This is a genomic window from Streptomyces capitiformicae (assembly GCF_002214185.1).
GTDB lineage: Bacteria > Actinomycetota > Actinomycetes > Streptomycetales > Streptomycetaceae > Streptomyces > Streptomyces capitiformicae.
On sequence record NZ_CP022161.1, the window covers coordinates 7768692 to 7788903 of the forward strand.

A 20212-nucleotide genomic window follows, 5' to 3' on the forward strand; every position below is an offset into this window, starting at 1 on the left:
GCAACTTCGCCACTTTCTATTGACAGACCACACTAAGTCCTGTTGTCGTTTCGGACACAGCCCAGCTGTCGCGTTCCGAAGCCGGTCACCGGCTCGCGGCTGGGAGGATTGTGAGGACATCGTGGTCCAGACCAGTTCGCCGGAGATTCGGGAAGCAGACGCCGAGCGCAGGTCGCCGGCCTCGGCCCCCTCGGCCCCCTCGGCCCCCTCGGCCCCCGAATACTCGTCGTGGATCAGCCAGGACCGGTCCACCGACGCCGCGTCCGTGACGATGCGTCGAGAGGCCGCCGAACTCGTCGAGCGTGTGATGGCGCACTACCGCGACAACACGACGCACGAGGCGGACGGCCAGTGGACGGAACCCGTGGCCAACTACCTCGACGCCGACCGCTGGCAGCGCGAGATGGACGCCGTCCACCGCAGCGTCCCCTTGCCGCTCGCCATGTCCTGCGAGCTGCCCGGGCCGAACACCTACAAGGCGATCGACGTGCTCGGCGTCCCCGTGCTGATCACCCGTGACCGACAGGGCACCGTGCACGCGATGATCAACGCTTGTCGGCACCGGGGAGCCAAGCTCCTCGAACCCGGCTGCGGAGTGTCGAGGCGGCTCACCTGCCCGTACCACTCCTGGTCGTACGACCTGGCCGGGGAGCTGCGGGGCGTGTACGCCGAGAAGACCTTCGGCGAGGTTCCGCGCGAAGGCCGCGGCCTCATCAGGCTCCCGGCCGGGGAGCGCGCGGGGATCGTCTTCGTCTCGCTGGACCCGGCGGCCGAGCCCGACCTGGACGGCTGGCTGGGCGATCTGCAGCCCCTGCTGGAGGGCCTCCGGCTGGCGGAGTGCCACCACTACTCCACCGGCGAGCTGACCAGTCCCAACTGGAAGGTCACCCTCGACGGGTACCTGGAGACGTACCACTTCGCCTCGCTGCACCCGAAGACGGTGTTCGAGACGAACCTCTCGAACATGATGGCCCATGACACATGGGGCCCCCACCAGCGCATCGCACCGGCCCTGCGCCCCATCGCGCGGGCGGCCGAGCTGCCTGTGGACCAGCGCGACCCCGGGGACTGTGTCGGGCCGATCTACTGGCTCTTCCCGGGCCTCGCGATAGCCGGCGGCTGGCGCCAGAAGATCGCCGTCTCCCTAGTGCTTCCCCGGACGGCGACCGAGTCGGTGACCCAGCAGATCATCCTGCTGCGGGAACCGGCGGTCACCGAGGAAGAGCGCCGGGCCGCCGACCGGTTCGGCGCATGGTTCCACGAGGTGGTCCGCGACGAGGACTACGCGACCACCTACGGAGTCCAGCAGGGTCTGAAGGCCCTCGACGGGACCGACTTCGTCTTCGGACGCAACGAGCCCGGGCTCCAGCACTTCCACCGCACCATTCACCGACACCTGGACAGTGGCGCCACAGCAGCCCCCAGAGCCGCCAGGTGACATACCAACAACACTCGCGGGAGAACACCATGGTGGCTACGGGCAGCCTCGACGGACGTGTCGCGGTGATCACGGGCAGCACGCGCAGCATCGGCCGCGCCATCGCCGAGGCCTTCCTGGCCGACGGCGCCACGGTCGTCGTCAGCGGCCGCAGCGAGGTCAAGGGCAAGCAGGCCCTGGAGGAGATGGGCGCCGGGGACCGGGCCGTCTTCCACCCCTGCGACGCCAACAGCCAGGAGGACATCGAGGGCCTCGCCGACTTCGCCGCCGAGCGCTTCGGCAGGCTCGACATCTGGGTCAACAACGTGGGCGGCAGCTCCGGCTTCGCCCCGATCCACCAGCTCAGCGACGAGGCCTGGCACGACGCCCTCAGGCTGAACGTCAACGGCTACTTCTACGGCACCCGCCGGGCACTGCCGAAGATGCTGGAGGGCGGCTGGGGCCGCATCATCAACATCTCGTCGGTGGAGGGCAAGCAGGCCAACAAGCCCGCGATCAGCCACTACATCACCAACAAGCACGCCATCCACGGTCTGACCAAGGCGACCGCCTTCGAGTACGGCACCCAGGGCATCACCTGCAACGCCATCTGCCCCGGTGCCGTCGACACCGACCTCATGCGGGCCGCGGGTCCCGCCGCGGCCGAGGCCGAGGGCATCTCGTACGAGCAGTGGCTGGGCCGGTTCGCCGAGCATGCCGCCACCAAGAAGATCACCACCGTGGAGCAGGTCGCGGCGGTCGCCTCGCTGCTCGCGAGCGAGGCCGGGGCGGGTATCACCGGCACGCTGATCAGCGTCGACGGTGGAACGGCACAGTGGTAGGCGCGGGACGGGCAGGGGCAGGCACGGGTACGGACAGCGGGAGACCTCGGTCATGAAGAGCTGGATCACGGACTGGCAGCGCAGTGAGCGGCTGCCGCACTACACCCGGGCCAACGCGGGCGAGACCCTGCCGGACCCCGCCAGCCCGCTGGGCTGGACCCTGGTCTGGGGGCGGGGCCTCATGGGCTGGCGTCGCGGATTCGTCGGGTTCGGCATCTACCGCGAGGAGGAGGTGGCCGGCCCCCGACCGCCGTTCGTCGGCATGTTCGGCGGCCACTTCTACCTCAACCTGTCCCACATGCGGCTGTTCGGCATCCGCATGGGCCAGACGGCGGACCAGATCGACACGGCCTTCGTCGGTCAGCGCTCCGACACGCCGGTGTACGTCGCGCACCCGGACGACCACGACGAGGAGCTGACCGCCAAGGCGGGCGCGACGCTGCAGCGGATGCTCGGCCAGGCCGGCTTCCCGGAGGCCGACGCCGACCGGGAACGGCTGCGCGCCCTGCGCCGCTCTCGACCCGACCTGACGCGGCTGTCCGACGCCGAACTGGTGGCGCACGCACGGTCGTTGCTGGACGAGGTGGAGACGACCTTCCAGCGGCACGTCGAGTCGTCGCTGCCCGCGTCCGTCGGACCGGCGATCCTCGGCCCGCTGTGCGCGAGCGTGGACCGCCCCGGCGCCATGCTCGACCTGATCGGCGGTCTCGGCGACGTCGACTCCGCCTCCCCCTCGACCGGGCTGTGGACGCTCTCCCGCCAGGTGGCGGCCTCGGCCGAGCTGAGCGCGCTGTTCGACCGGGGTCCGGCCGCGGTGGAGCAGGCGCTCGACGGGGCGACCGGGGACGTGAAGGCGTTCCGTGACTCCTTCGAGGAGTTCCTGGCAGAGTCCGGCGACCGCGGCCCCAACGAGTGGGACATCCACGCGCTGTCCTGGGAGGCGGCACCCGTCCAGGCGCTGGCCCTGGTCGACCGGATCCGGCACAGTCCCGACGACGATTCCCCGGCCGCCCGACGGGCTCGGCTGGCGGAGGGGCGTGAGCGGACGGCGCGGGAGATCCGGGCCCTGCTGCCCGAGGACACGCAGCCCATGTTCGACGCCGGCATGCACGCCTCGCAGGTGTGGATCCCGGCCCGCGAGCGCACCAAGGCGAACTGCGTCACCGTCGTCAACGAGATCCGCATGGCCGTACGGGAGCTGGGTCGCCGTGGCGTCGAGGCGGGGCTCTTCGCCCGGCCCGAGGACGTGATGATGCTCCTGGACACCGAACTCGACGACTATGTCGCCGCCCCGGAGTCCTTCGGTCCCGTGATCGCGCGGCGGCTCGAGGAGTACGCGGGCCTGCACGAGTTGGAACCGCCGTTCTTCGTCGCCGACGACGCGCAGACCGAGATCGACAGCTGGCCGCGCCGCGCCGAGGAGCGGACCCCGGCGGCCGTCGAGGGTGATGTGCTCGGTGGGGTGGGTGGCAGCCACGGCACGTACACCGGAAGGGTGCGGGTGGTCACCGATCCGGCCTCGTGCGAGGCGCTGGAGCCCGGCGAGGTGCTGGTCGCGCCGATCACGGACGCGGCCTGGACCCCGCTGTTCCTGGTCGCCGGAGCGGCCGTCGTGGACGTGGGCGCGCTCAACAGCCACGCCGTGGTGGTCTGCCGTGAGCTGGGCATCCCGGCCGTGATCTCCGTCGAGGGCGGGACGCGACGGCTCCGGGACGGCATGGTGATCACGGTCGACGGCAACGCGGGCACGGTCACCGTGGACAGTGTCCCCGCGCCGATCGGCAGCTGAGGACACCGTGGGCCCGTCGCTCCGACTGCACCGGAGCGGCGGGCCCTCGGGCACGACCGACCACCGCGAAAGGAAACCCGTGGCTGAGGAGATCATCGTCGCCGGCTGGATGGACTACGAAGCCGGCGACCGCGGCACGATGCTGGCGGCCCTGGTCGAGCTGGGCAGGCGGACCCGCGAGGAGGAACCCGGCTGCCTGGACTACGCCATGACCGCCGACCCCACCGACGAGCGGCGCATCCGGGTGTACGAGCACTGGACGTCCCGGCAGGCACTCGACGAGCACTTCACCACCGAGCACATCAAGGACTTCCGGACGGCCGTGGCCGGGCTGACCCGGGTCGGGGTCCGCCTGACGGCCCATACGATCGCCGAGTCACGCCCCATGCGTTGAACCGGCGCCCCCGCGGGGGCGCCGGTTCAAGCCGTTCCTGGCGTTCAGTGGGAATCGTCCAGCCGGACCAGCATCTTGCCGACGTTGCCGCCACCGAGCAGGGACAGTAGCGCCCCGGCGGCGTTCTCCAGGCCGTCCACGACCGTCTCGCGCGCGGTGATCCGGCCCTCGGCGAGCCAGCCCGCGACCCGCTGCTCGAATTCCGGCCGCAGGTCGTCGTGGTCACGGACGATGAAACCGCGCAGGGTCAGCCGCTTGAGGACCGCCTGGATCAACTGGTTGATGTCCGCGGGCCGTCGGTCGCCGCCGAACTGCGACATCATGCCGCACAGGGCGACCCGGCCACCGGTGCGCAGCGCGTGCAGCGCGGCGGCGAGCTGCTCACCGCCGACGTTGTCGAAGTACACGTCGACGCCCTCGGGGGCCAGCCGGGCCAGCGCGTCGCGCACCGGCTCGGCACGGTAGTCGGCGGCCGCGTCGTAGCCGAACTCCTTCACCAGCAGGGCGCACTTGTCCGGCCCTCCGGCGGTCCCGATGACGCGGTCCGCACCCAGCAGGCGCGCGAACTGGCCGGCGGCACTGCCGACGGCGCCGGCCGCCGCCGACACCAGGACGGTGTCGCCCGGACGCAGTTGCGCGATTCGGGTCAGGCCCACGTACGCGGTGAACCCGGTCTGACCGAGCAGGCCCAGCCAGGTGGGCAGCGGGGCGAGCCCGGGGTCGATGCGACCGGCGCCGTCGGTGTCCGCCACGTCGAGCACGGCCCGCTCCCGCCAGCCGAGCTGATGGCGTACGTACGTGCCCGGCGGCACCTGGGCACACCGGCTCTCCTCCACGACACCGAGGGCACGGCCGTCGAGCGGCGAGCCCGGGGTGAAGTTGTGTGTGTAGTGCTTCTCGGTGCTCTCCAGACGCCCGCGCATGGAGGGGTCGACGCTCATGTAAAGGTTGCGCACGAGGAGCTGTCCCTCCCCGAGGGGCGGCAGCGGGCGTTCCTCGACGGCGAAGTCACCGGGGAGCGGTTCTCCGTCCGGCCTGCGCACCAGACAGACCACCCGGGTGGTGCGGGGCGTCACCGGGTCACTCCTCCGGCTGTCGGCTGCTGCGGCGCTGGGCGAGTCGGCCGACCCAGCCGGCCATCTGGAGGTCGGCGTGGCGCAGTTCGCCCGACTGCCACCGGGCCTGGAAGTCGAAGACGCCCCGTGCCCCTGTCCTGGGGTCGGTCACCTCGACCAGGCCGTCCTCGGTGAGCCGGTACACATGCCCGGTCAGTGGGTGGATCACTTGCTTGGACATGGGGCCTCACTCCTGCACTCGGCGGCGCACGCCGCTCTTGGTCACGGTCACCGGGCCCTCGACCCGGAGCCGGCAGGCGAGCCGGGTCGAGCCGTCCACCGGCCTGCGCAAGGACTCGATGCCCTCGCGCTCCAGCGGGCCCACGGGGGAACAGTTCTCGGCGCCCTCTTCGACCCGGACGAAGCAGGTGCGGCAGGTGCCCTTGCCACCGCAGACGGTGGGCCAGCGGTAGCCGAGTCGCTGGGCGGCGGTGAACAGGTCCTCGCCGTCGAGGACTTCGAGCTCGACGCCGGAGGGTCTGACCGACACCCGGTGGGTCACTTGTCCATCCACTGGTCGAGGGTTCGGTTGAAGTGGCGGATGCGGCTCTCCTGGTAGTTGGCCAGGGTGATGCCCGGCTTGCGCATGGCCTTCAGGCCCTGTTGGACGTAGGGCAGGTTCTCGCAGTCCTGGTCGAAGACGGGTCCGAGCACACCGAGTTCGGGGATGTCGGCGAAGAGCATGTCCTCGGGCACCCAGCGGATCCTCGCCGGGGGCGGCATCTCGCCGGGCTGCTTCGGGGACGACATGAAGATGATCTCGGCGGTGCAGGAGTCGGGGTCGAGGCCGTGGGGACGGAACCGGTAGATGATGTTCGACTTGGCGCCGCCCCAGGGGTTGAAATTGGGGAACAGCAAGTAGTTGATGGCGTCCAGCAGTTCGGTGTCGGGGGTCTCCGAGAAGTCCTGCTGCGAGGTGGCCGCCAGTTGCGCGCGCATCCGCTCGGCGAGGACCTGGCGGGCGGTGCCGCCGGGAGGGATCGCCGGCAGTTCGTCACCCTCCTGCCTCACCAGGTCACGGCCCTGGGCGGCGGCATAGAAGGCGCGCGAGTCGTAGAAGGTCTCCAGGACGTCCTCCTCCGTGACGGAGTCCGCCACGTGCGGGCTGGGCGCGCCCTGGATGTTGATCATCCGGTTCCAGTTCGGCTGGTCCGCCATGACGTCGTACTGCGAGTTGGCGTCGGCGAGCCACGGCAGCATCTGCGGGTGTGTGGCGATCACATGGAAGGACTCGATGAACGCGTCCTGGGCGATCTTCCAGTTGCAGGGCAGCACCTTGCCGATGTGCAGCGACTTGTAGCGGTTCTCCAGCGGCCAGATGTAGTAGTCGTCGAAGGTGCCGCGGTAGCTGTCGAAGGACTCGGCGTACGGGTCCATGTTGATGAAGACGAAGCCGCGCCAGGTGGCCACCTGGGCCTCGGGGAGGGCGAACTTCTCCGGGGTGACGTGCGGGAAGTCCCAGGCGCAGGGCGGGGTCTGCATCGTGCCGTCGAGGTTCCAGGTGAACCCGTGGAACGAGCAGCGGAACTCGCTGACGTTGCCGCCGCCCGTGCGCAGTTTGCGTCCGCGGTGCAGGCAGACGTTGACGAAGGCGCGGATCTCGTCGGGGGCCGTGCGGACGACGATGAGGGAGTCGTCGCCGATCTCGTACACCTCGTGGTCGCCGACCTCGGGAATCTCGCTCTCCAGGCAGGCGAACTGCCAGACGCGCCGCCAGACCTGCCGCATCTCCCGTTCGGCCCACTCGCGGGAGGTGAAGCGGGCGGTGTCGATGTCCTCGCTGCCGAGGTAGTCGTTGTGCTCGTACCTCAGGGCGGGGGGAACGGGGCGGCTGTCTTGGTCGAGGTAGTCCTGGACGCTGGGCCCGGGGCACCGCGCAGTGGCCGGCTCCGACGTTTCGTCCATCATCTCTCCTCCGGCAGAAACTTTAGAGAGAGTGTAGTTAGCTGTTGCAGCTGGGAGCAACACTCACGCCGACGAACAAGCCCGCCCCCTCCACGGTTACCTGCAATTCCCCAGTGATCCCGGAATTTCTTACGGCACCCCCTCCCCAAGCCCCCTGGGGCGTGTCACACTCCGAGCCACTTGAGGCTGTAGTTCCTCATAAGTTTCTCTGTTCCGGGACGATCTCTGCCCGTCCTGGCCCCAGCCCTGCGGCATGTTCGCCCCGGGGCGACACGGAATCGATCCGCCTGACTGGAGCCGACCCCTGCGGACGCGGCAGCGACGCGGGGCGCGGCAGCACAGGCGTCACACCACGGGAGTACTCAACGATGAGTTCCAGACCCCGTCGCGCGGTCCGCCGCGCCCTCACCACGACCGTCCCCGTCGCCTCCCTGCTCGCCCTGGCGGCGTGCGGCACCGGCACCACTCCGGCCGCCGACTCGACGCAGGCGGCGGCACCCGGCTCCCCCGGCCTGACGGCGGCCCGCGCGGCCCTGGCGAAGTACTCCGAGCGCCCGGCCACGATCTCCGTGACCCAGCCCGTCGGCAGGGCGATCCCCAAGGGCAAGAAGATCGACTTCATCCTCTGCGGCGTCCAGTCCTGCAAGGACCTCGCCGACTTCTTCACCGAGGCCGCCGAGGAACTCGGCTGGCAGGTGAAGCAGATCGCCACCCAGGGCACCCCGGAGTCCGTCCAGGCCGCCTACGAGCAGGCCCTACGCGACAAGCCGGACGCCGTCGTCGCCTCCGGTTTCCCACGCGCCGTCTACGCCAAGCAGCTGGCCCAGCTGAAGGCCGCCGACATCCCCGTCATCCAGTCGAACGCCGACGACCTGCTGGGCGACGGCATCTCCCTGCTCAAGAACGGGCCCGACGACGTCGGCGTCCAGGGCCAGATGCTCGCCTCATGGGTGGTGTCGAACAGCGGCGCCAAGGCGAACACCGTCTACTTCGATCTGCCCGCCTACACGATCCTGAAGCCGGTCAAGGACTCCTTCGCGGCCAAGTACGAGGAATGGTGCGACGGTTGCGCGCTGGACCAGGTGGACGTGCCGATCACCGCGGTGGGCAAGGACATGCCGGACCGCGTGGTGTCGTACCTCCGGTCGCACCCGAAGGTGACCCATGTCGTCTTCTCCCTGGGTCTGCTCAACGTGGGTGTGCCGGCCGCGCTGAAGACCGCCGGCATCACCGGCAAGCGCATCGTCGTCAACGTCGGTGACGCGCAGAACTACCAGTACATCCAGAGCGGTCTCACCGACGGCGCGATGGCGCTGAACTCCCACGAGACGGCCTGGCTCCAGGCCGACGCGCTGGCCCGGCACTTCACCGGCCAGCCCATGGACGTGGACCAGAAGGCCGCACTCCCCAACATGCTCGTCACCAAGGACAACCTGCCCTCGGCCGACGGCGACTTCCCGATCGTCGAGGACTACCAGGCGCAGTTCAAGGCGCTGTGGGGCCTGAGTTGACCGGGGCGGTCCTACGGGTGGCCGCCCTGTCCAAGAGATTCGGCGGCACCCAGGCGCTCAAGGACGTCGACCTGGAGGTCTCGCCGGGCGAGATCCACGCCCTGATCGGGCCCAACGGCTCCGGCAAGTCCACGCTCATCAAGATCCTCGCCGGTTACCACCACGCGGAGCCGGGAGCGGTGGCCGAACTCGACGGCGAGCCCTTCGACCTGGGCCATGTCACCGCTTCCCGGCACGACCGTCTCCGCTTCGTCCACCAGGAGCTGGGGCTGGTGGGCGAGTTGAGCGCCATCGACAACCTCGCGCTCAGCCATGGCTTCGCCCGCACGGCCTTCGGCAACATCCGCTGGCCGGAGATGGAGCGGCGGACGAGCGCCCTCGTCGAACGGTTCGGCCTCGGCATCGACGTGCGCCGGCCCCTGGCGACGGCGACCCCCGTCCAGCGCACGGTGGTGGCCATCGCCGCCGCCCTGCAGGGCTGGGAGGGCCGTCGCGGTGTCCTGGTGCTCGACGAGCCCACCGCCGTACTGCCGCCCGGTGAGGTGGCCCGCCTGTTCGACATCGTGCGGGAGGTCCGCGACGCCGGCGCCTCCGTCCTGTACGTCTCGCACCGGATGGACGAGATCTTCGCGCTCGCCGACCGGGTCACCGTGATCCGCGGCGGACGCCGGATCGCCACGCGCCCGGTCGCCGAGCTCACTCCGCGTTCGCTGGCGGAACTGATGGCGGGCGAGGAGATGGACACCGACCACCGTCCCGCGCCCCCTTCCGGTCCCGCCGCCCCCGTGCTGGAGGTCCGCGACCTGTGGGCCGGGCCACTACGGGGAGTCGGCTTCGATCTGGCCAGGGGCGAGCGCCTGGGCATCACCGGGCTGGTCGGCTCCGGCCACGAGATCGTGCCGTACGCGGTGTGCGGGGCCCATGCCGGGCCGGTGAGCGGCAGGCTGCGGCTGCCGGAACACTCCGAGCGGTGGACCGAGGCGCGTGACGCCGACGGCCTGGGCCTTCCCCTGGTCCCCGCCGACCGGGCGGGCGAGGGGGTGATCGGCGACTTCTCGGTCGGCGAGAACCTCACTCTCCCCCTGCTGGACCGGCTGCGCGCCCGTTCCGGGCGGCTGCGCCGACGCCGCGAGTCCGCCCTGGCAGACGACTGGATCCGGCGGGTCGGCGTCCGAACGGCCGGACGCCGGGCGCGGATCACCACGCTGAGCGGCGGCAACCAGCAGAAGGTCGTCATGGCCCGCTGTCTGGCCCAGCACCCTCCGGTGCTGGCAATGTGCGAACCCACGGCGGGAGTGGACATCACCACCCGTCTGCAGCTGTACGACCTGATAGAGCGTCAGGCCGGTGAGGGCATGGGCGTCATCGTGTCCTCCTCCGACACGCAGGACCTGCTCGCGCTGTGCACCCGCGTCCTGGTGGTCAGGGACGGCCGGATCGCGCGGGAGATCAGCGGCCGGGAAGTCACCGAGTCCGCACTCGTGCACGCCATGGAAGGAACCGAGTGACATGAGCCCTGGAAGGGACCGAGCGACATGACGTCCACCTCGACCCGGGCGGGGGAACTTCCGCCGTCCGCACCGGAGAGATCCGCGGTGTCCCTGCCCGGGACACCGGTCCGACGGGCGACGGCGGCCCTGTCGTTCCGGAACATCGGCGCCGTGTACGTGTGGCTGGTCATCGTCGTGCTCTTCTCCGTCTGGGCGCCGGACACGTTCCCGACCGCCGTCACGGTCAAGCAGGTACTGAACGGCAACGCCGTGGCAGGCCTGGTGGCACTCAGCGTCGTCCCGCCGCTGGCCGCGCGTGTCTTCGACCTCTCGATCGCCTACACCATGTCGCTCACCAGCGTGCTGACCGCCCACTTCATGGTCTCCGCCGGACTCGGGCCCGGCGCGGCCATCGCCCTGGCGATGACCGCGGCGCTGCTGATCGGGGTCGTCAACGGAATCGTCGTGGTGGTCCTGCGCGTCGACTCGTTCATCGCCACCCTGGCCACCGGAGCGCTGATCCAGTCCCTGATCACCATGGTCACCAACGACAGCTCCATCACCGGAGTGCAGTTGCTGGCCGAGCCGTTCGCGAACATCGCCCAGCTGGACGCGGGCGGCATCACCCTGCCGGTGCTGTATCTGCTGCTCGCCGCCCTCGCCATCTGGTTCGTGCTGGAACACACCGCGACCGGGCGCCGGTTGTACGCCACCGGCTTCAACGCCGACGCGGCCCGGCTGCAGGGCGTGCGCACCGACCGGCTGCGCTTTCTGACCCTGGTGGCCTCGGCGCTGCTCTCCGGTCTCGCCGGCGTCGTCTTCGCGTCCTCGGTGGGCTCCGGATCGCCGACCGCGGGCACCCCGTATCTGCTGTCGGCCTACGCCGCCGCCTTCGTCGGGGCAACCCAGTTGCGCGCGGGCCGCTTCAACGCCTGGGGAACGGTACTCGCCGTACTCCTGCTCGGCACGGGCATCACCGGACTCGGGCTCGCCACCAGCGCGCAGTGGGCCGCGAGCCTGTTCACCGGCTCGGTCCTCATCGTGGCGCTGGTCCTCACGGGTGGCCGGATCGCCCTGCCCGCCGTTCTGCGCCGCCGGACGGGAACCCGTCCGAAGACAACCACCAGCAAGGAGGTCCGAGGATGAAGGCCATTCAGTACCGGCGGGTCGGGCACGCCCCCGAGGTCGTGGAGATCCCGGTGCCGGAACCCGGCCCGGGCCAGGTGCTGCTGAAGGTGACGGCGGCGGGACTCTGCCACTCCGATCTGGCGGTGATGGGCTGGCCCGAGGAACAGTTCCCCTACGCGCTGCCGATGACACTCGGTCACGAGGGTGTCGGGACGGTCGCGGCGGTGGGCGCCGGTGTCACCGCCGTGGTGGAGGGCGAGGCGGCGGCGGTGTACGGGCCATGGGGCTGCGGGCGCTGCCACAAGTGCGCCGAGGGCAAGGAGAACTGCTGTCCGCACGCCGCCGGGCTCGGCATCCTGCCGCCGGGACTCGGCTCGCCCGGTGCCCTGGCGGAGTACATGCTGGTGGACTCGCCCCGCCACCTGGTTCCGCTCAGCGGAGTCGACCCCGTCCAGGCCGCGCCTCTCACCGACGCAGGGCTGACCCCGTATCACGCGATCCGCAGATCGCTGCCGAAGCTGCTGCCCGGCAGCACGGCGGTGGTGATCGGCGTCGGCGGTCTGGGGCATCTCGCCGTGCAGCTGTTGCGCGCGCTGACCCCGGCCCGGGTGGTCGCCCTCGACGTGGGCAAGGACAAGCTGGAGCTGGCACGCGAGGTCGGCGCCCACGAGGTGCTCCTGTCCGACGGCGAGGCGGCCGCACGGCTGAAGGAACTCACCGGTGGTACGGGAGCGGAGGTCGTCCTGGACTTCGTCGGAGCCGAGACGACCCTGGCAGTCGCCGCCGCGTCGGTGGCGGTGGAGGGCGACGTCACCGTCGTCGGCCTCGGCGGAGGGACGCTGGCCGTCGGCTTCGGGGGCGGGCTGCCGTTCGAGGTATCGGCCTCCTTCCCTTACTGGGGCAGCCGCACGGAGCTCATGGAAGTCCTCGAACTCGCGCGGCGGGGTCTCGTGTCCGCCCACGTCAAGACCTTCACGCTGGAGCAGGCGCCCGAGGCGTACGAGCGTCTGCACGCCGGGGAGATCAGCGGCCGCGCGGTGGTGCTGCCGCACGCCTGAGCCGCGATTCCCGCAGGGCCGGCGCCCGAGCCTCGCTCAGGCGCCGGCCCGCTCTTCGTCGGGGCTTCGCGCACCCACCATCCGCTCCACACAACGCCGGAGCACCGTCAGGAACTCCGGTGTCCGCCACGGCCCCACGTCCACGCGCCCGGTGTCGTCCACGCCCAGGTCCTGCATGTCGTAGCGGCCCCGGCAGTGGCCGAGGGTGAAGTAGCAGACCTCGCCGAGGCCGTGCCGTTTGAGATACAGCACCGGTCGGGGCGCGTGGTCGAGCGCCGCCGTGTCGCCCTCGGCGAAACCGCGGCACGGCCCCGTGTACTCGGTGTGCAGCAGTACGTCCAGCTCCCCGTGCAGCTCGCACACGTACAGCTCGTCGGTGACCGTGAACGGGCCGATCCCGGCGACCAGCGGATGGTCGGGCCGGGTCACCCGCACCTCGTACGGCTCGATCGGCGGGTGGGCCAGGAACTGGCTGCCGAGCACCTCCGCCAGTTCCCCGAGGAGCCGTGGAGTCGTGAACACCCGCGGCCCGCCGCTGGTCGACGGCTCGATCACCGCGTTGGTGCCGTGCAGGGCGAGCCAGCGCCCGCCCCGCTCGACGAACCGCGCCAGTGCGGCCCGCTGCGCCGGGCGGGGCCGGACGTCGCAGGTGTAGGTGACCAGCAGGTCGGCCTTGTCGAGGGCGGCCAGGCAGTCGTAGTCCTGATACGCCGTCGTGCGTACCCGTGGATGCTCACCGAGCAGTTCCAGCAGCCGCAGCCGCGCGTGGTCGAAGTCGTGCCACCGGCCACCGCAGACCAGTACGGCGTCCAGGCGGCCGGCCGGGCCCGCCACGGCTCAGTACTGGACGCGGGTGAGCAGCCCGCCGTCCACCACGAGATTGACCCCGACGCAGAAGGAGCCGGTCCGCCCGAGCAGGAACGCCACTGCCGCGGCCACGTCCTCCGCGGTGCCGTAGCGGCCGATCGGCAGCTTGGCGAGGACCTCCTCGTACACCTCGGGGCGGCTGGTGCGGATGGTCTCCCAGGCGCCGCCGGGGAAGTCGATCGGGCCGGGCGAGACGGTGTTGACGCGGATGCCCTTCGGCGCGAGGGCGTGCGCGAGGGCCGAGGCGTGCTGGACGACGGCCGCCTTGAGCGCGGAGTAGGAGTTCGCTCCGGCCGGACGCGCGGTGTCGGAGGCGTTGGTGGTGCCGATGGCCACGACGGCGGCCCGGTCGGAGGCCTCCAGGTGCGGCAGGGCCGCCTCGACGAGTCCCGCGAACGGGATCAGGTCGCCGCGCAGGCTGGCTTCCCATGACTCGGGGCCCTTCACGTTGCCCGCCGACACGTTGGACACCAGCAGGTCAAGGCCGCCGAGTTCACCGGCCGACCGCTCCACGAAGCGTGCGAGGGCGGCCGGGTCGGTGACGTCGACGGGCTCCGCGAACACCGTGGCACCCTCGCCGCGCAGCTCGGCGGCGGCCTTGGCGAGTTGCTCCTCGCCCCGGGCGCACAGCGCCAGCGCGCAGCCCTCGGCCGCCAGGGTGGCGGCGATCGCCCGGCCGATGCCCCGACTCGCCCCTGTCACCAGCGCCTTCGCGCCTGTCAGTCCCAGATCCATCGATGTCACTCCTTTGTGATGGCCCGTGATGGCCGAAACGGTCCCGGTCACTCAACTGCCGGGAGAAGCCCTTCAGTTACCGGGCAGCTGCGAGAACGGCGCCCGGTCCGCCCGCGGCTCCGGCGGCAGCTTCAGCACCCGCTCGCCGATCAGGTTGCGCTGGATCTGATCGGTGCCTCCGGCCAGCCGGTAGCCGGGGGCGCCGAGGAGGTGCTGTGTCCAGGCGAAGGTGCCCGGTTCCCCGGTGTCGGCGCTGATCCGCGCTCCCATCAGCTCTGCAGCTGCCTGTCCCGTGCGGGTGAGCAGGTCGGAGGCCATGAGTTTGGTCAACGACGCCTCCGGGCCCGGCCGGCCGCCGGCGGCGCTCGTCCTGGCGACGCGGTCGACGGTGGCCGCTCGCAGGGCGGCACGTACGTACAGGTCGGCGAGACGCTGACGGACCAGCGGGTCTCCGGTCCGTCCGAGGGAGCGGGCGAGGGCGAGAACGTCCGAGAAGGTGCCGCCCTTGCGGCGGTTGCCGCTGCCGGAGGCGGTCCGCTCGAAGGCGAGGGTGGTGGTGGCGACCTCCCAGCCCTGGCCCGGGCGCCCGATCCGGAGCCGGTCCGGGACGCGTACGCCGCTCAGGAAGACCTCATTGAAGGAGGCGCCGCCGCTCATCTGGCGGATGGGGCGCACCTCCACGCCGGGGGCGTCCATCGGGACCAGGAAGGCGGTGATGCCGGCCTGTTTGACGACGTCCGGGTCGGTGCGGGCGAGCAGCAGACCGTAGTCGGCGAACTGGGCGCCCGAAGTCCACACCTTCTGGCCGTCGATGACCCACTCTCCCCCGTCCTCCTGCCGGGCGCGGGTGCGCACGGCCGCGAGGTCGGATCCGGCACCGGGCTCGCTGAAGAGCTGGCAGGCCAGCAGGTCGGTGCGCAGGAACGCGCGTGCGTAGTCATGGCGCTGCTCGGCCGTCCCGAACAGGGAGACGGCCATCGCGACCAGCCGCACGGTGACGCTGATCAGCTCGGTGGACGGTGGCACCTCGAAGGCGGACTCCTCCTGGGCGAAGGCCGCCGCGTGGGCGGTGGTCAGGCCCGCGCCGCCCTTGTCCGCGGAAAGGGTCAGCGCCTGGTAGCCGGCGTCGAAGCGGGCCCGCTGGTAGCGACGGCAGCGCTCCAGCAGCAGGCGTTCCTCGTCCTCCGGGAGGTTGTGGAACACGGCGAGGTCGGCGGCCTCTTGGGCGGACTCCGGCGCCCGCGCCGGTTCGAGCACAGTGGCCAGCCACTGCCGAACCTGCGTGCGCCATGCGTCCGGATCGGGCTGGGACATGGCTCCTCCTCGGACACTTACCAGACGGCAGATTCAGTAACGGGGAGTGGGACGTACGTCCCCCTCACTGCTGGAGCATGGGGGAATGGCTCCTTCTGGGATCAGAGTGTTCCGTACTTTCTTGATAAACGCTACAGTCTCCGCATCCCCTCTCCCCTCGAATCGGGAGAGGACCGAGGAGCCGCCGGAGGAGCCATGTCGCTGCTGCCACTCGACCGTCGTGCCCAGGAGACACCCGACGAACCCGCCCTGGCGGACGACCTGGCCGTGCTGTCCTGGTCCGGACTCGTCGACCAGGTCGCACGGGCGGCGGCACGGCTGCTGGAGTTGGCGCCCGGCCCCGACGACCGGGTCGCCGTCCTCGGCGACAACGCGATCCCGACCCTGGTGACCCATCTGGCCGGCCTGCGGGCGGGGGTCGGGACCGTGGCCACGTCCCGGAACCTCACCTCGGGGGAACTCGTCGACCAGATCATCGACGCGGGCGTGACCGGGATCGTCACCGGACCCGTCGGCGCGGGTGCCGCCCTCGACGCGGCCCGGGAACTGGGCCTGCCGCTGGTGATGCACGGGACCGCGGCGATCGGGCACGCCTTCGACTGGGATCTGTGGCTGGCGGCCGCACCGGCCGGACGCGTCCTCCCCACGGACCGGCCCGCCCGGCCTCCGCTCGTCTACACCTCGGGAACCACCGGACGGGCGCGCGGCACCGAGGTGCGCTGGGTGAGCGGCCCGGTCGCCGATGCCTCCGCCTATCTCGCCGCGATGTCCGCCCGGCCCGGTTTCCCTCCGGGCCCGCACCTGGTGTGCGGCCCCCTGCAGCACAACGCGCCGCTGACCTCGCTACGGCACCTGACGGCCGGTCAGCCGGTGGTCGTCCTCGGGAGATTCGACGCGGAGACGTTCCTCTACAGTGTGCGAAAGTGGCAGGTCGCCTCGGCGGTGATGGTGCCCACCCACTTCCAACGGCTGCTCGCCCTTCCGGAAGAGGTCCGCGCCCGGTACGACGTCTCCAGCCTTCGGCAGGTCTCCCACACCGGCTCCGCGTGTCCACCGGACGTGAAGCGAGCCATGATCGACTGGTTCGGTCCGGTGCTGACCGAGTCGTACGGCGCCAGCGAGGCGGGAACCGTGGCCCGCATCAGCAGCGCCGAGTGGCTGGCGCACCCCGGGTCTGTCGGGCGCGTCCGGCCCCCGTTCGAGGTGCTGGTCACCGATGAGGACGGCCGGCGGCTGCCGTCCGGCGAACGTGGGCTGCTGGCCTTCCGGGCGCCCGACGACCAGGGCGTCCGGTACCACGCGGACCCGGACAAGACCAAGGCCGCCTATCTCTCCCCCGGCGTCTTCACGCTCGGCGACATCGGCTATGTCGACGCAGACGGCTACATCTTCATCACCGACCGGGCCGCGGACGTCGTGGTCTCCGGCGGGGTCAACCTCTACCCGGCGGAGAGTGAGGCCGTACTGCGGCGGCACCCGGCGGTAGCCGAGGTCGCGGTCATCGGCGTGCCCGACCCGGACTTCGGTGAATCCCTGCGGGCGCTGGTCGTGCCCGCCGCGGACGAGCCGCCTGCCGATGAGCTGGACCGGTTCTGCCGCGAGCGGCTGGCCGCCTACAAGTGCCCCAAGTCGTACGAGTTCGTCCCGGAGCTCGTACGCAACGCCATGGGCAAGCTCGACAAACGCGCGATGCGCCGCCCCTACTGGCGCTCCGAGCGCACCATCGCCGGCTAGGGCGTGTCGCGAAAGCCCCGCCTGCCGCAACACACCCCAGCACAAAGGACCGAAGGACCACCCATGACCGAACTGCTCCTCATCCGGCACGGCCTCCCCCAGGCGGGCGTGTACGACCCCGGGTTGTCGCCGGAGGGCACCGCGCAGGCCGAACGCCTCGCCGCCTGGCTCGTGCACGAGGACATCGACGCCCTGTACACCAGCCCGTTCCAGCGGGCGCGGGAGACGGCGGCGCCCCTGGAACGGCTCACCGGCATGACCGCCACCGTGCTGGACGACCTGCGCGAGTGGGACACCGACGTCTCGCACCCCTACACGCCACCGGAGCAGATCAACGCGGACGACCCCCGGTCCGTTGCGCTCTCCGAGGGACGGTACGAGGACTTCGTGCCCGATCTGGACTGGGACGCCTTCCGGGACCGGGCGGTGCGCGCGATGGACACCATGCTGGACGCTCACCCCGGCGAGCGGGTCGCGGCCGTGTGCCACGGCGGCATCACCAACACCTACCTGGCGACGGTGCTCCAACTGCCCACGATGTTCTGGTTCCACCCCGGCTACACGTCCGTCAGCCGGGTGCGGCGCATGCCCGGCGGCCGGATCGTTCCGCACTCGGTGAACGAGATGGCCCACATGATCGCCGAACGTGCCGTCGACGCGGTCGCCTGACCCCGCCCCACACCCAGGAGGTCCCGGTCATGCCCGGATCCGTCATCGTCGCCGGAGCCAGGACGCCCATCGGCAAGCTGATGGGCGCCCTGAGCACCCTGTCCGCGGTCGACCTCGGCGCCCACGCCATCGGCGCGGCCCTGTCCGCCGTCCACCTGGACCCGGCCGCCGTGCAGGCCGTCGTCATGGGACATGTCGTGCAGGCCGGGGCCGGCCCCAACTCGGCCCGGCAGGCCGCGACCCTCGCCGGCGTTCCGTTCTCCGTCCCCGCGAGCACCGTCAACAAGCTCTGTCTGTCCGGTCTGCATGCCATCGCCCTGGCCGACCTCATGATCGCCTCCGGCCGTCACGAGGTGGTCGTCGCCGGTGGCATGGAGTCCATGTCGGGCGCCCCGCATCTGCTGCGTACGGCTCGCACCGGCTGGAAGTACGGTTCGGCCGCCGCGGAGGACGCCCTCGACCGCGACGCCCTCGTCTGTGCCTTCGACGGCGTCTCCATGGGCGCCGCCACCGAGCGGTACCAGCAGCCGTTCGCCCTGACCCGTGAGGAACAGGACGAGTACAGCGCGCGGTCCCATCAAAGGGCCGCCCACGCCCAGGAGTCGGGCGCGTTGTCCGAGGAGATCACCCCCGTCACCGTGGCCGGACGCCGGGGCGGGACGGTGGTGGAGGCCGACGAGGGCGTACGGCCGGGAAGCACCACCGAGGGCCTTGGGCGCCTGAAGCCGGCCTTCTCCGGCGAGGGCACCATCACCGCGGGCAACTCGTCACAACTCTCCGACGGCGCCGCGGCCGTCGTGGTGATGAGCGCGGAGCGCGCCCGGCGGGAGGGCCTGACGCCGCTCGCCGAGATCGGCGCCTACGGCACGGTCGCGGGACCCGATCCCTCGCTCCTCGTGCAGCCGGCCGGCGCGGTTCGCGACGCCCTGTCCCGGGACGGCCGGCTGAAGGCCGCCGACCTCGACCTGTTCGAGATCAACGAGGCGTTCGCGGGAGTGGCCCTGGCTTCCGTGCGGGAGCTGGACATCCCGCTGGACAAGGTGAACGTCAACGGCGGGGCGATCGCGCTCGGCCACCCGGTCGGCATGACCGGAGCCCGGCTGGTGCTGACTCTCGCGGCGGAACTGCGGCGGCGCGGAGGCGGCAGCGGAGCGGCGGCGCTGTGCGGGGGCGGCGGCCAGGGCGACGCGCTGTTGCTGCATGTACCGACGCAGGCCTGAGATGCGGAGCTGAACCACCATGAACGACCGACTGCCCCCGGCCCCGACAGCCCTCACGGTGACCGCCCGCGTCCTCGCCGCCGACGGCGTGGCCTCCCTCACCCTTCGCCGCCCTGACGGCGGTCCGCTCCCCTCCTGGACGCCGGGCGCCCACATCGACGTACTCCTGGACAGCGACGACGGCGATCTGATCCGTCAGTACTCCCTGTGCGGACACCCGGCCGAACGCGGGGCCTGGCAGATCGCCGTGCTGCGCGAGCCAGGGGGCCGCGGCGGCTCCGCGTACATCCACGACCACCTGCGCGAAGGCGCCACCGTGCGAGTCCGCGGACCGCGGAACAACTTCCCGCTGCGGCCCGCCGCGCGCCATCTGTTCATCGCCGGCGGTGTCGGTATCACGCCCATCCTTCCCATGGTCGAGGCCGCCGAGGCCGCTGGGGCCGACTGGCGTCTGCTGTACGGCGGCCGCACCCGCGCCTCCATGGCGTTCCTGGACCGCCTCGCCCCGCACGGTGACCGTGTGCTCATCCGCCCGCAGGACGAGTACGGCCTACTGGACCTCGCCGCCCACCTCGGCGAGCCCGAAGAGAACACCCTGGTGCACGCCTGCGGTCCCGAACCCCTGCTGCAGGCGGTGCAGGAGCACTGCGCGGGCTGGCCGCCCGGCACCCTGGGCGTCGAACGGTTCGCCCCGACGCGGACGGCCGAACCCGGCCCGACCGGGGCCTTCGAACTGGAGCTCGCCCGTTCCGGGCTCACCCTCACCGTGCCCCCGGACCGTTCGGTGCTCGAAACCGTGGAGGCGGCCGGCGTCACGGTCGACTTCTCCTGCCGGGAAGGCACGTGCGGCACCTGCGAGACCGACGTACTCGACGGCAGGCCCGACCACCGCGATTCGCTGCTGACCGAGGACGAGCGGGCCGCCGGCGACACCATGCTCATCTGCGTCTCCCGCTCGTGCGGACCCCGCCTGGTCCTCGACCTGTGACGGCGATCACCCCCAGGGATTTACTAGGACGTCCTA

General features: G+C 71.3%; 19 protein-coding genes. 12 read left to right on the plus strand and 7 right to left on the minus strand.

All coding sequences use genetic code 11. The annotated features are described in order from the left end of the window. The first annotated feature begins 271 nt into the window (after positions 1-271). The 4 genes from CES90_RS34820 (at position 272) to CES90_RS34835 (ending at position 4442) form a co-directional block, all read left to right on the plus strand. On the plus strand, positions 272-1438 hold the full coding sequence (locus CES90_RS34820; RefSeq protein WP_229914147.1) for an aromatic ring-hydroxylating oxygenase subunit alpha: 1167 nt from the start codon (positions 272-274) through the stop codon (positions 1436-1438). Positions 1439-1467: 29 nt separating this feature from the next. Continuing rightward, positions 1468-2259, plus strand: coding sequence for an SDR family NAD(P)-dependent oxidoreductase (locus CES90_RS34825; protein WP_189785719.1), 792 nt, complete (start codon positions 1468-1470; stop codon positions 2257-2259). Positions 2260-2311: 52 nt separating this feature from the next. Next, positions 2312-4048 carry a PEP-utilizing enzyme gene (locus CES90_RS34830; RefSeq protein ID WP_189785720.1) on the plus strand — a complete coding sequence of 579 codons (1737 nt, stop codon included), beginning with the start codon at positions 2312-2314 and terminating at the stop codon, positions 4046-4048. A 79-nt stretch (positions 4049-4127) separates the two neighbouring features. Next, the gene (locus tag CES90_RS34835) at positions 4128-4442 is read left to right on the plus strand and encodes a putative quinol monooxygenase (RefSeq protein ID WP_189785721.1); all 315 of its coding nucleotides are present in this window, start codon (positions 4128-4130) and stop codon (positions 4440-4442) included. A 44-nt stretch (positions 4443-4486) separates the two neighbouring features. Here the strand turns inward: CES90_RS34835 and CES90_RS34840 are convergent, their stop codons facing one another. Genes CES90_RS34840 through CES90_RS34855 form a run of 4 tightly spaced genes read right to left on the minus strand, consistent with a single transcriptional unit; the run spans position 4487 to position 7462 of the window. Then, positions 4487-5518: an NADP-dependent oxidoreductase gene (locus CES90_RS34840; RefSeq protein WP_189785722.1), complete on the minus strand. Its 1032-nt coding sequence runs from the start codon at positions 5516-5518 to the stop codon at positions 4487-4489. A gap of 4 nt (positions 5519-5522) precedes the next feature. Further along, complete coding sequence (locus CES90_RS34845; protein WP_189785723.1) at positions 5523-5738, minus strand: transposase; 216 nt, start codon at positions 5736-5738, stop codon at positions 5523-5525. A 6-nt stretch (positions 5739-5744) separates the two neighbouring features. Next, positions 5745-6059: a 2Fe-2S iron-sulfur cluster-binding protein gene (locus CES90_RS34850; RefSeq protein ID WP_189785756.1), complete on the minus strand. Its 315-nt coding sequence runs from the start codon at positions 6057-6059 to the stop codon at positions 5745-5747. Further along, a complete protein-coding gene (locus CES90_RS34855) occupies positions 6056-7462 on the minus strand; it encodes an aromatic ring-hydroxylating oxygenase subunit alpha (RefSeq protein WP_232791341.1) in 1407 nt (468 codons plus the stop codon). The genes CES90_RS34850 and CES90_RS34855 overlap by 4 nt, the downstream gene beginning before the upstream one ends. 368 nt (positions 7463-7830) lie before the next feature. On the opposite strand from CES90_RS34855, the gene CES90_RS34860 reads away from it, so the two are divergent. The 4 genes from CES90_RS34860 to CES90_RS34875 are packed head-to-tail and all read left to right on the plus strand — an operon-like array spanning position 7831 to position 12649. Continuing rightward, a complete protein-coding gene (locus CES90_RS34860; RefSeq protein ID WP_189785725.1) occupies positions 7831-8973 on the plus strand; it encodes a sugar ABC transporter substrate-binding protein in 1143 nt (380 codons plus the stop codon). Next, positions 8970-10481 carry a sugar ABC transporter ATP-binding protein gene (locus CES90_RS34865; protein ID WP_189785726.1) on the plus strand — a complete coding sequence of 504 codons (1512 nt, stop codon included), beginning with the start codon at positions 8970-8972 and terminating at the stop codon, positions 10479-10481. The genes CES90_RS34860 and CES90_RS34865 overlap by 4 nt, the downstream gene beginning before the upstream one ends. A gap of 27 nt (positions 10482-10508) precedes the next feature. Continuing rightward, entirely contained in the window at positions 10509-11609 is a 1101-nt protein-coding gene (locus CES90_RS34870) for an ABC transporter permease (RefSeq protein ID WP_189785727.1), read from the plus strand. Continuing rightward, positions 11606-12649 carry an NAD(P)-dependent alcohol dehydrogenase gene (locus tag CES90_RS34875; RefSeq protein ID WP_189785728.1) on the plus strand — a complete coding sequence of 348 codons (1044 nt, stop codon included), beginning with the start codon at positions 11606-11608 and terminating at the stop codon, positions 12647-12649. Before CES90_RS34870 ends, CES90_RS34875 begins: the two co-directional genes overlap by 4 nt. A gap of 36 nt (positions 12650-12685) precedes the next feature. Here the strand turns inward: CES90_RS34875 and CES90_RS34880 are convergent, their stop codons facing one another. The 3 genes from CES90_RS34880 to CES90_RS34890 all read right to left on the minus strand — a co-directional run bounded on the left by CES90_RS34880 (position 12686) and on the right by CES90_RS34890 (position 15565). Beyond that, a complete protein-coding gene (locus CES90_RS34880; protein ID WP_189785729.1) occupies positions 12686-13483 on the minus strand; it encodes a ThuA domain-containing protein in 798 nt (265 codons plus the stop codon). A 3-nt stretch (positions 13484-13486) separates the two neighbouring features. Then, a complete protein-coding gene (locus CES90_RS34885) occupies positions 13487-14251 on the minus strand; it encodes an SDR family NAD(P)-dependent oxidoreductase (protein WP_189785730.1) in 765 nt (254 codons plus the stop codon). A 72-nt stretch (positions 14252-14323) separates the two neighbouring features. Further along, positions 14324-15565: an acyl-CoA dehydrogenase family protein gene (locus tag CES90_RS34890; protein ID WP_189785731.1), complete on the minus strand. Its 1242-nt coding sequence runs from the start codon at positions 15563-15565 to the stop codon at positions 14324-14326. 195 nt (positions 15566-15760) lie between these two features. On the opposite strand from CES90_RS34890, the gene CES90_RS34895 reads away from it, so the two are divergent. From CES90_RS34895 to CES90_RS34910, 4 genes are all read left to right on the plus strand, one after another. Continuing rightward, complete coding sequence (locus tag CES90_RS34895; protein ID WP_189785732.1) at positions 15761-17299, plus strand: AMP-binding protein; 1539 nt, start codon at positions 15761-15763, stop codon at positions 17297-17299. A 63-nt stretch (positions 17300-17362) separates the two neighbouring features. Beyond that, positions 17363-17968, plus strand: coding sequence for a histidine phosphatase family protein (locus CES90_RS34900; protein ID WP_189785733.1), 606 nt, complete (start codon positions 17363-17365; stop codon positions 17966-17968). 29 nt (positions 17969-17997) lie between these two features. Next, positions 17998-19188, plus strand: a complete 1191-nt coding sequence (locus tag CES90_RS34905) for an acetyl-CoA C-acyltransferase (RefSeq protein ID WP_189785734.1) — start codon at positions 17998-18000, stop codon at positions 19186-19188. A gap of 19 nt (positions 19189-19207) precedes the next feature. Beyond that, positions 19208-20176, plus strand: a complete 969-nt coding sequence (locus tag CES90_RS34910; protein ID WP_189785735.1) for a PDR/VanB family oxidoreductase — start codon at positions 19208-19210, stop codon at positions 20174-20176. Positions 20177-20212: the final 36 nt, after the last annotated feature.

What these genes read in the sequence shown, in the direction of transcription:
- CES90_RS34820 (WP_229914147.1), top strand. Translation starts at nt 272, where the DNA reads ATGCGTCGAGAGGCCGCCGAACTCGTCGAGCGTGTGATGGCGCACTAC.
- CES90_RS34825 (WP_189785719.1), top strand. Translation starts at nt 1,468, where the DNA reads ATGGTGGCTACGGGCAGCCTCGACGGACGTGTCGCGGTGATCACGGGC.
- CES90_RS34830 (WP_189785720.1), top strand. Translation starts at nt 2,312, where the DNA reads ATGAAGAGCTGGATCACGGACTGGCAGCGCAGTGAGCGGCTGCCGCAC.
- CES90_RS34845 (WP_189785723.1), bottom strand. Translation starts at nt 5,738, where the DNA reads ATGTCCAAGCAAGTGATCCACCCACTGACCGGGCATGTGTACCGGCTC.
- CES90_RS34855 (WP_232791341.1), bottom strand. Translation starts at nt 7,462, where the DNA reads ATGGACGAAACGTCGGAGCCGGCCACTGCGCGGTGCCCCGGGCCCAGC.
- CES90_RS34860 (WP_189785725.1), top strand. Translation starts at nt 7,831, where the DNA reads ATGAGTTCCAGACCCCGTCGCGCGGTCCGCCGCGCCCTCACCACGACC.
- CES90_RS34870 (WP_189785727.1), top strand. Translation starts at nt 10,509, where the DNA reads ATGACGTCCACCTCGACCCGGGCGGGGGAACTTCCGCCGTCCGCACCG.
- CES90_RS34875 (WP_189785728.1), top strand. Translation starts at nt 11,606, where the DNA reads ATGAAGGCCATTCAGTACCGGCGGGTCGGGCACGCCCCCGAGGTCGTG.
- CES90_RS34885 (WP_189785730.1), bottom strand. Translation starts at nt 14,251, where the DNA reads ATGGATCTGGGACTGACAGGCGCGAAGGCGCTGGTGACAGGGGCGAGT.
- CES90_RS34890 (WP_189785731.1), bottom strand. Translation starts at nt 15,565, where the DNA reads ATGTCCCAGCCCGATCCGGACGCATGGCGCACGCAGGTTCGGCAGTGG.
- CES90_RS34895 (WP_189785732.1), top strand. Translation starts at nt 15,761, where the DNA reads ATGTCGCTGCTGCCACTCGACCGTCGTGCCCAGGAGACACCCGACGAA.
- CES90_RS34900 (WP_189785733.1), top strand. Translation starts at nt 17,363, where the DNA reads ATGACCGAACTGCTCCTCATCCGGCACGGCCTCCCCCAGGCGGGCGTG.
- CES90_RS34905 (WP_189785734.1), top strand. Translation starts at nt 17,998, where the DNA reads ATGCCCGGATCCGTCATCGTCGCCGGAGCCAGGACGCCCATCGGCAAG.
- CES90_RS34910 (WP_189785735.1), top strand. Translation starts at nt 19,208, where the DNA reads ATGAACGACCGACTGCCCCCGGCCCCGACAGCCCTCACGGTGACCGCC.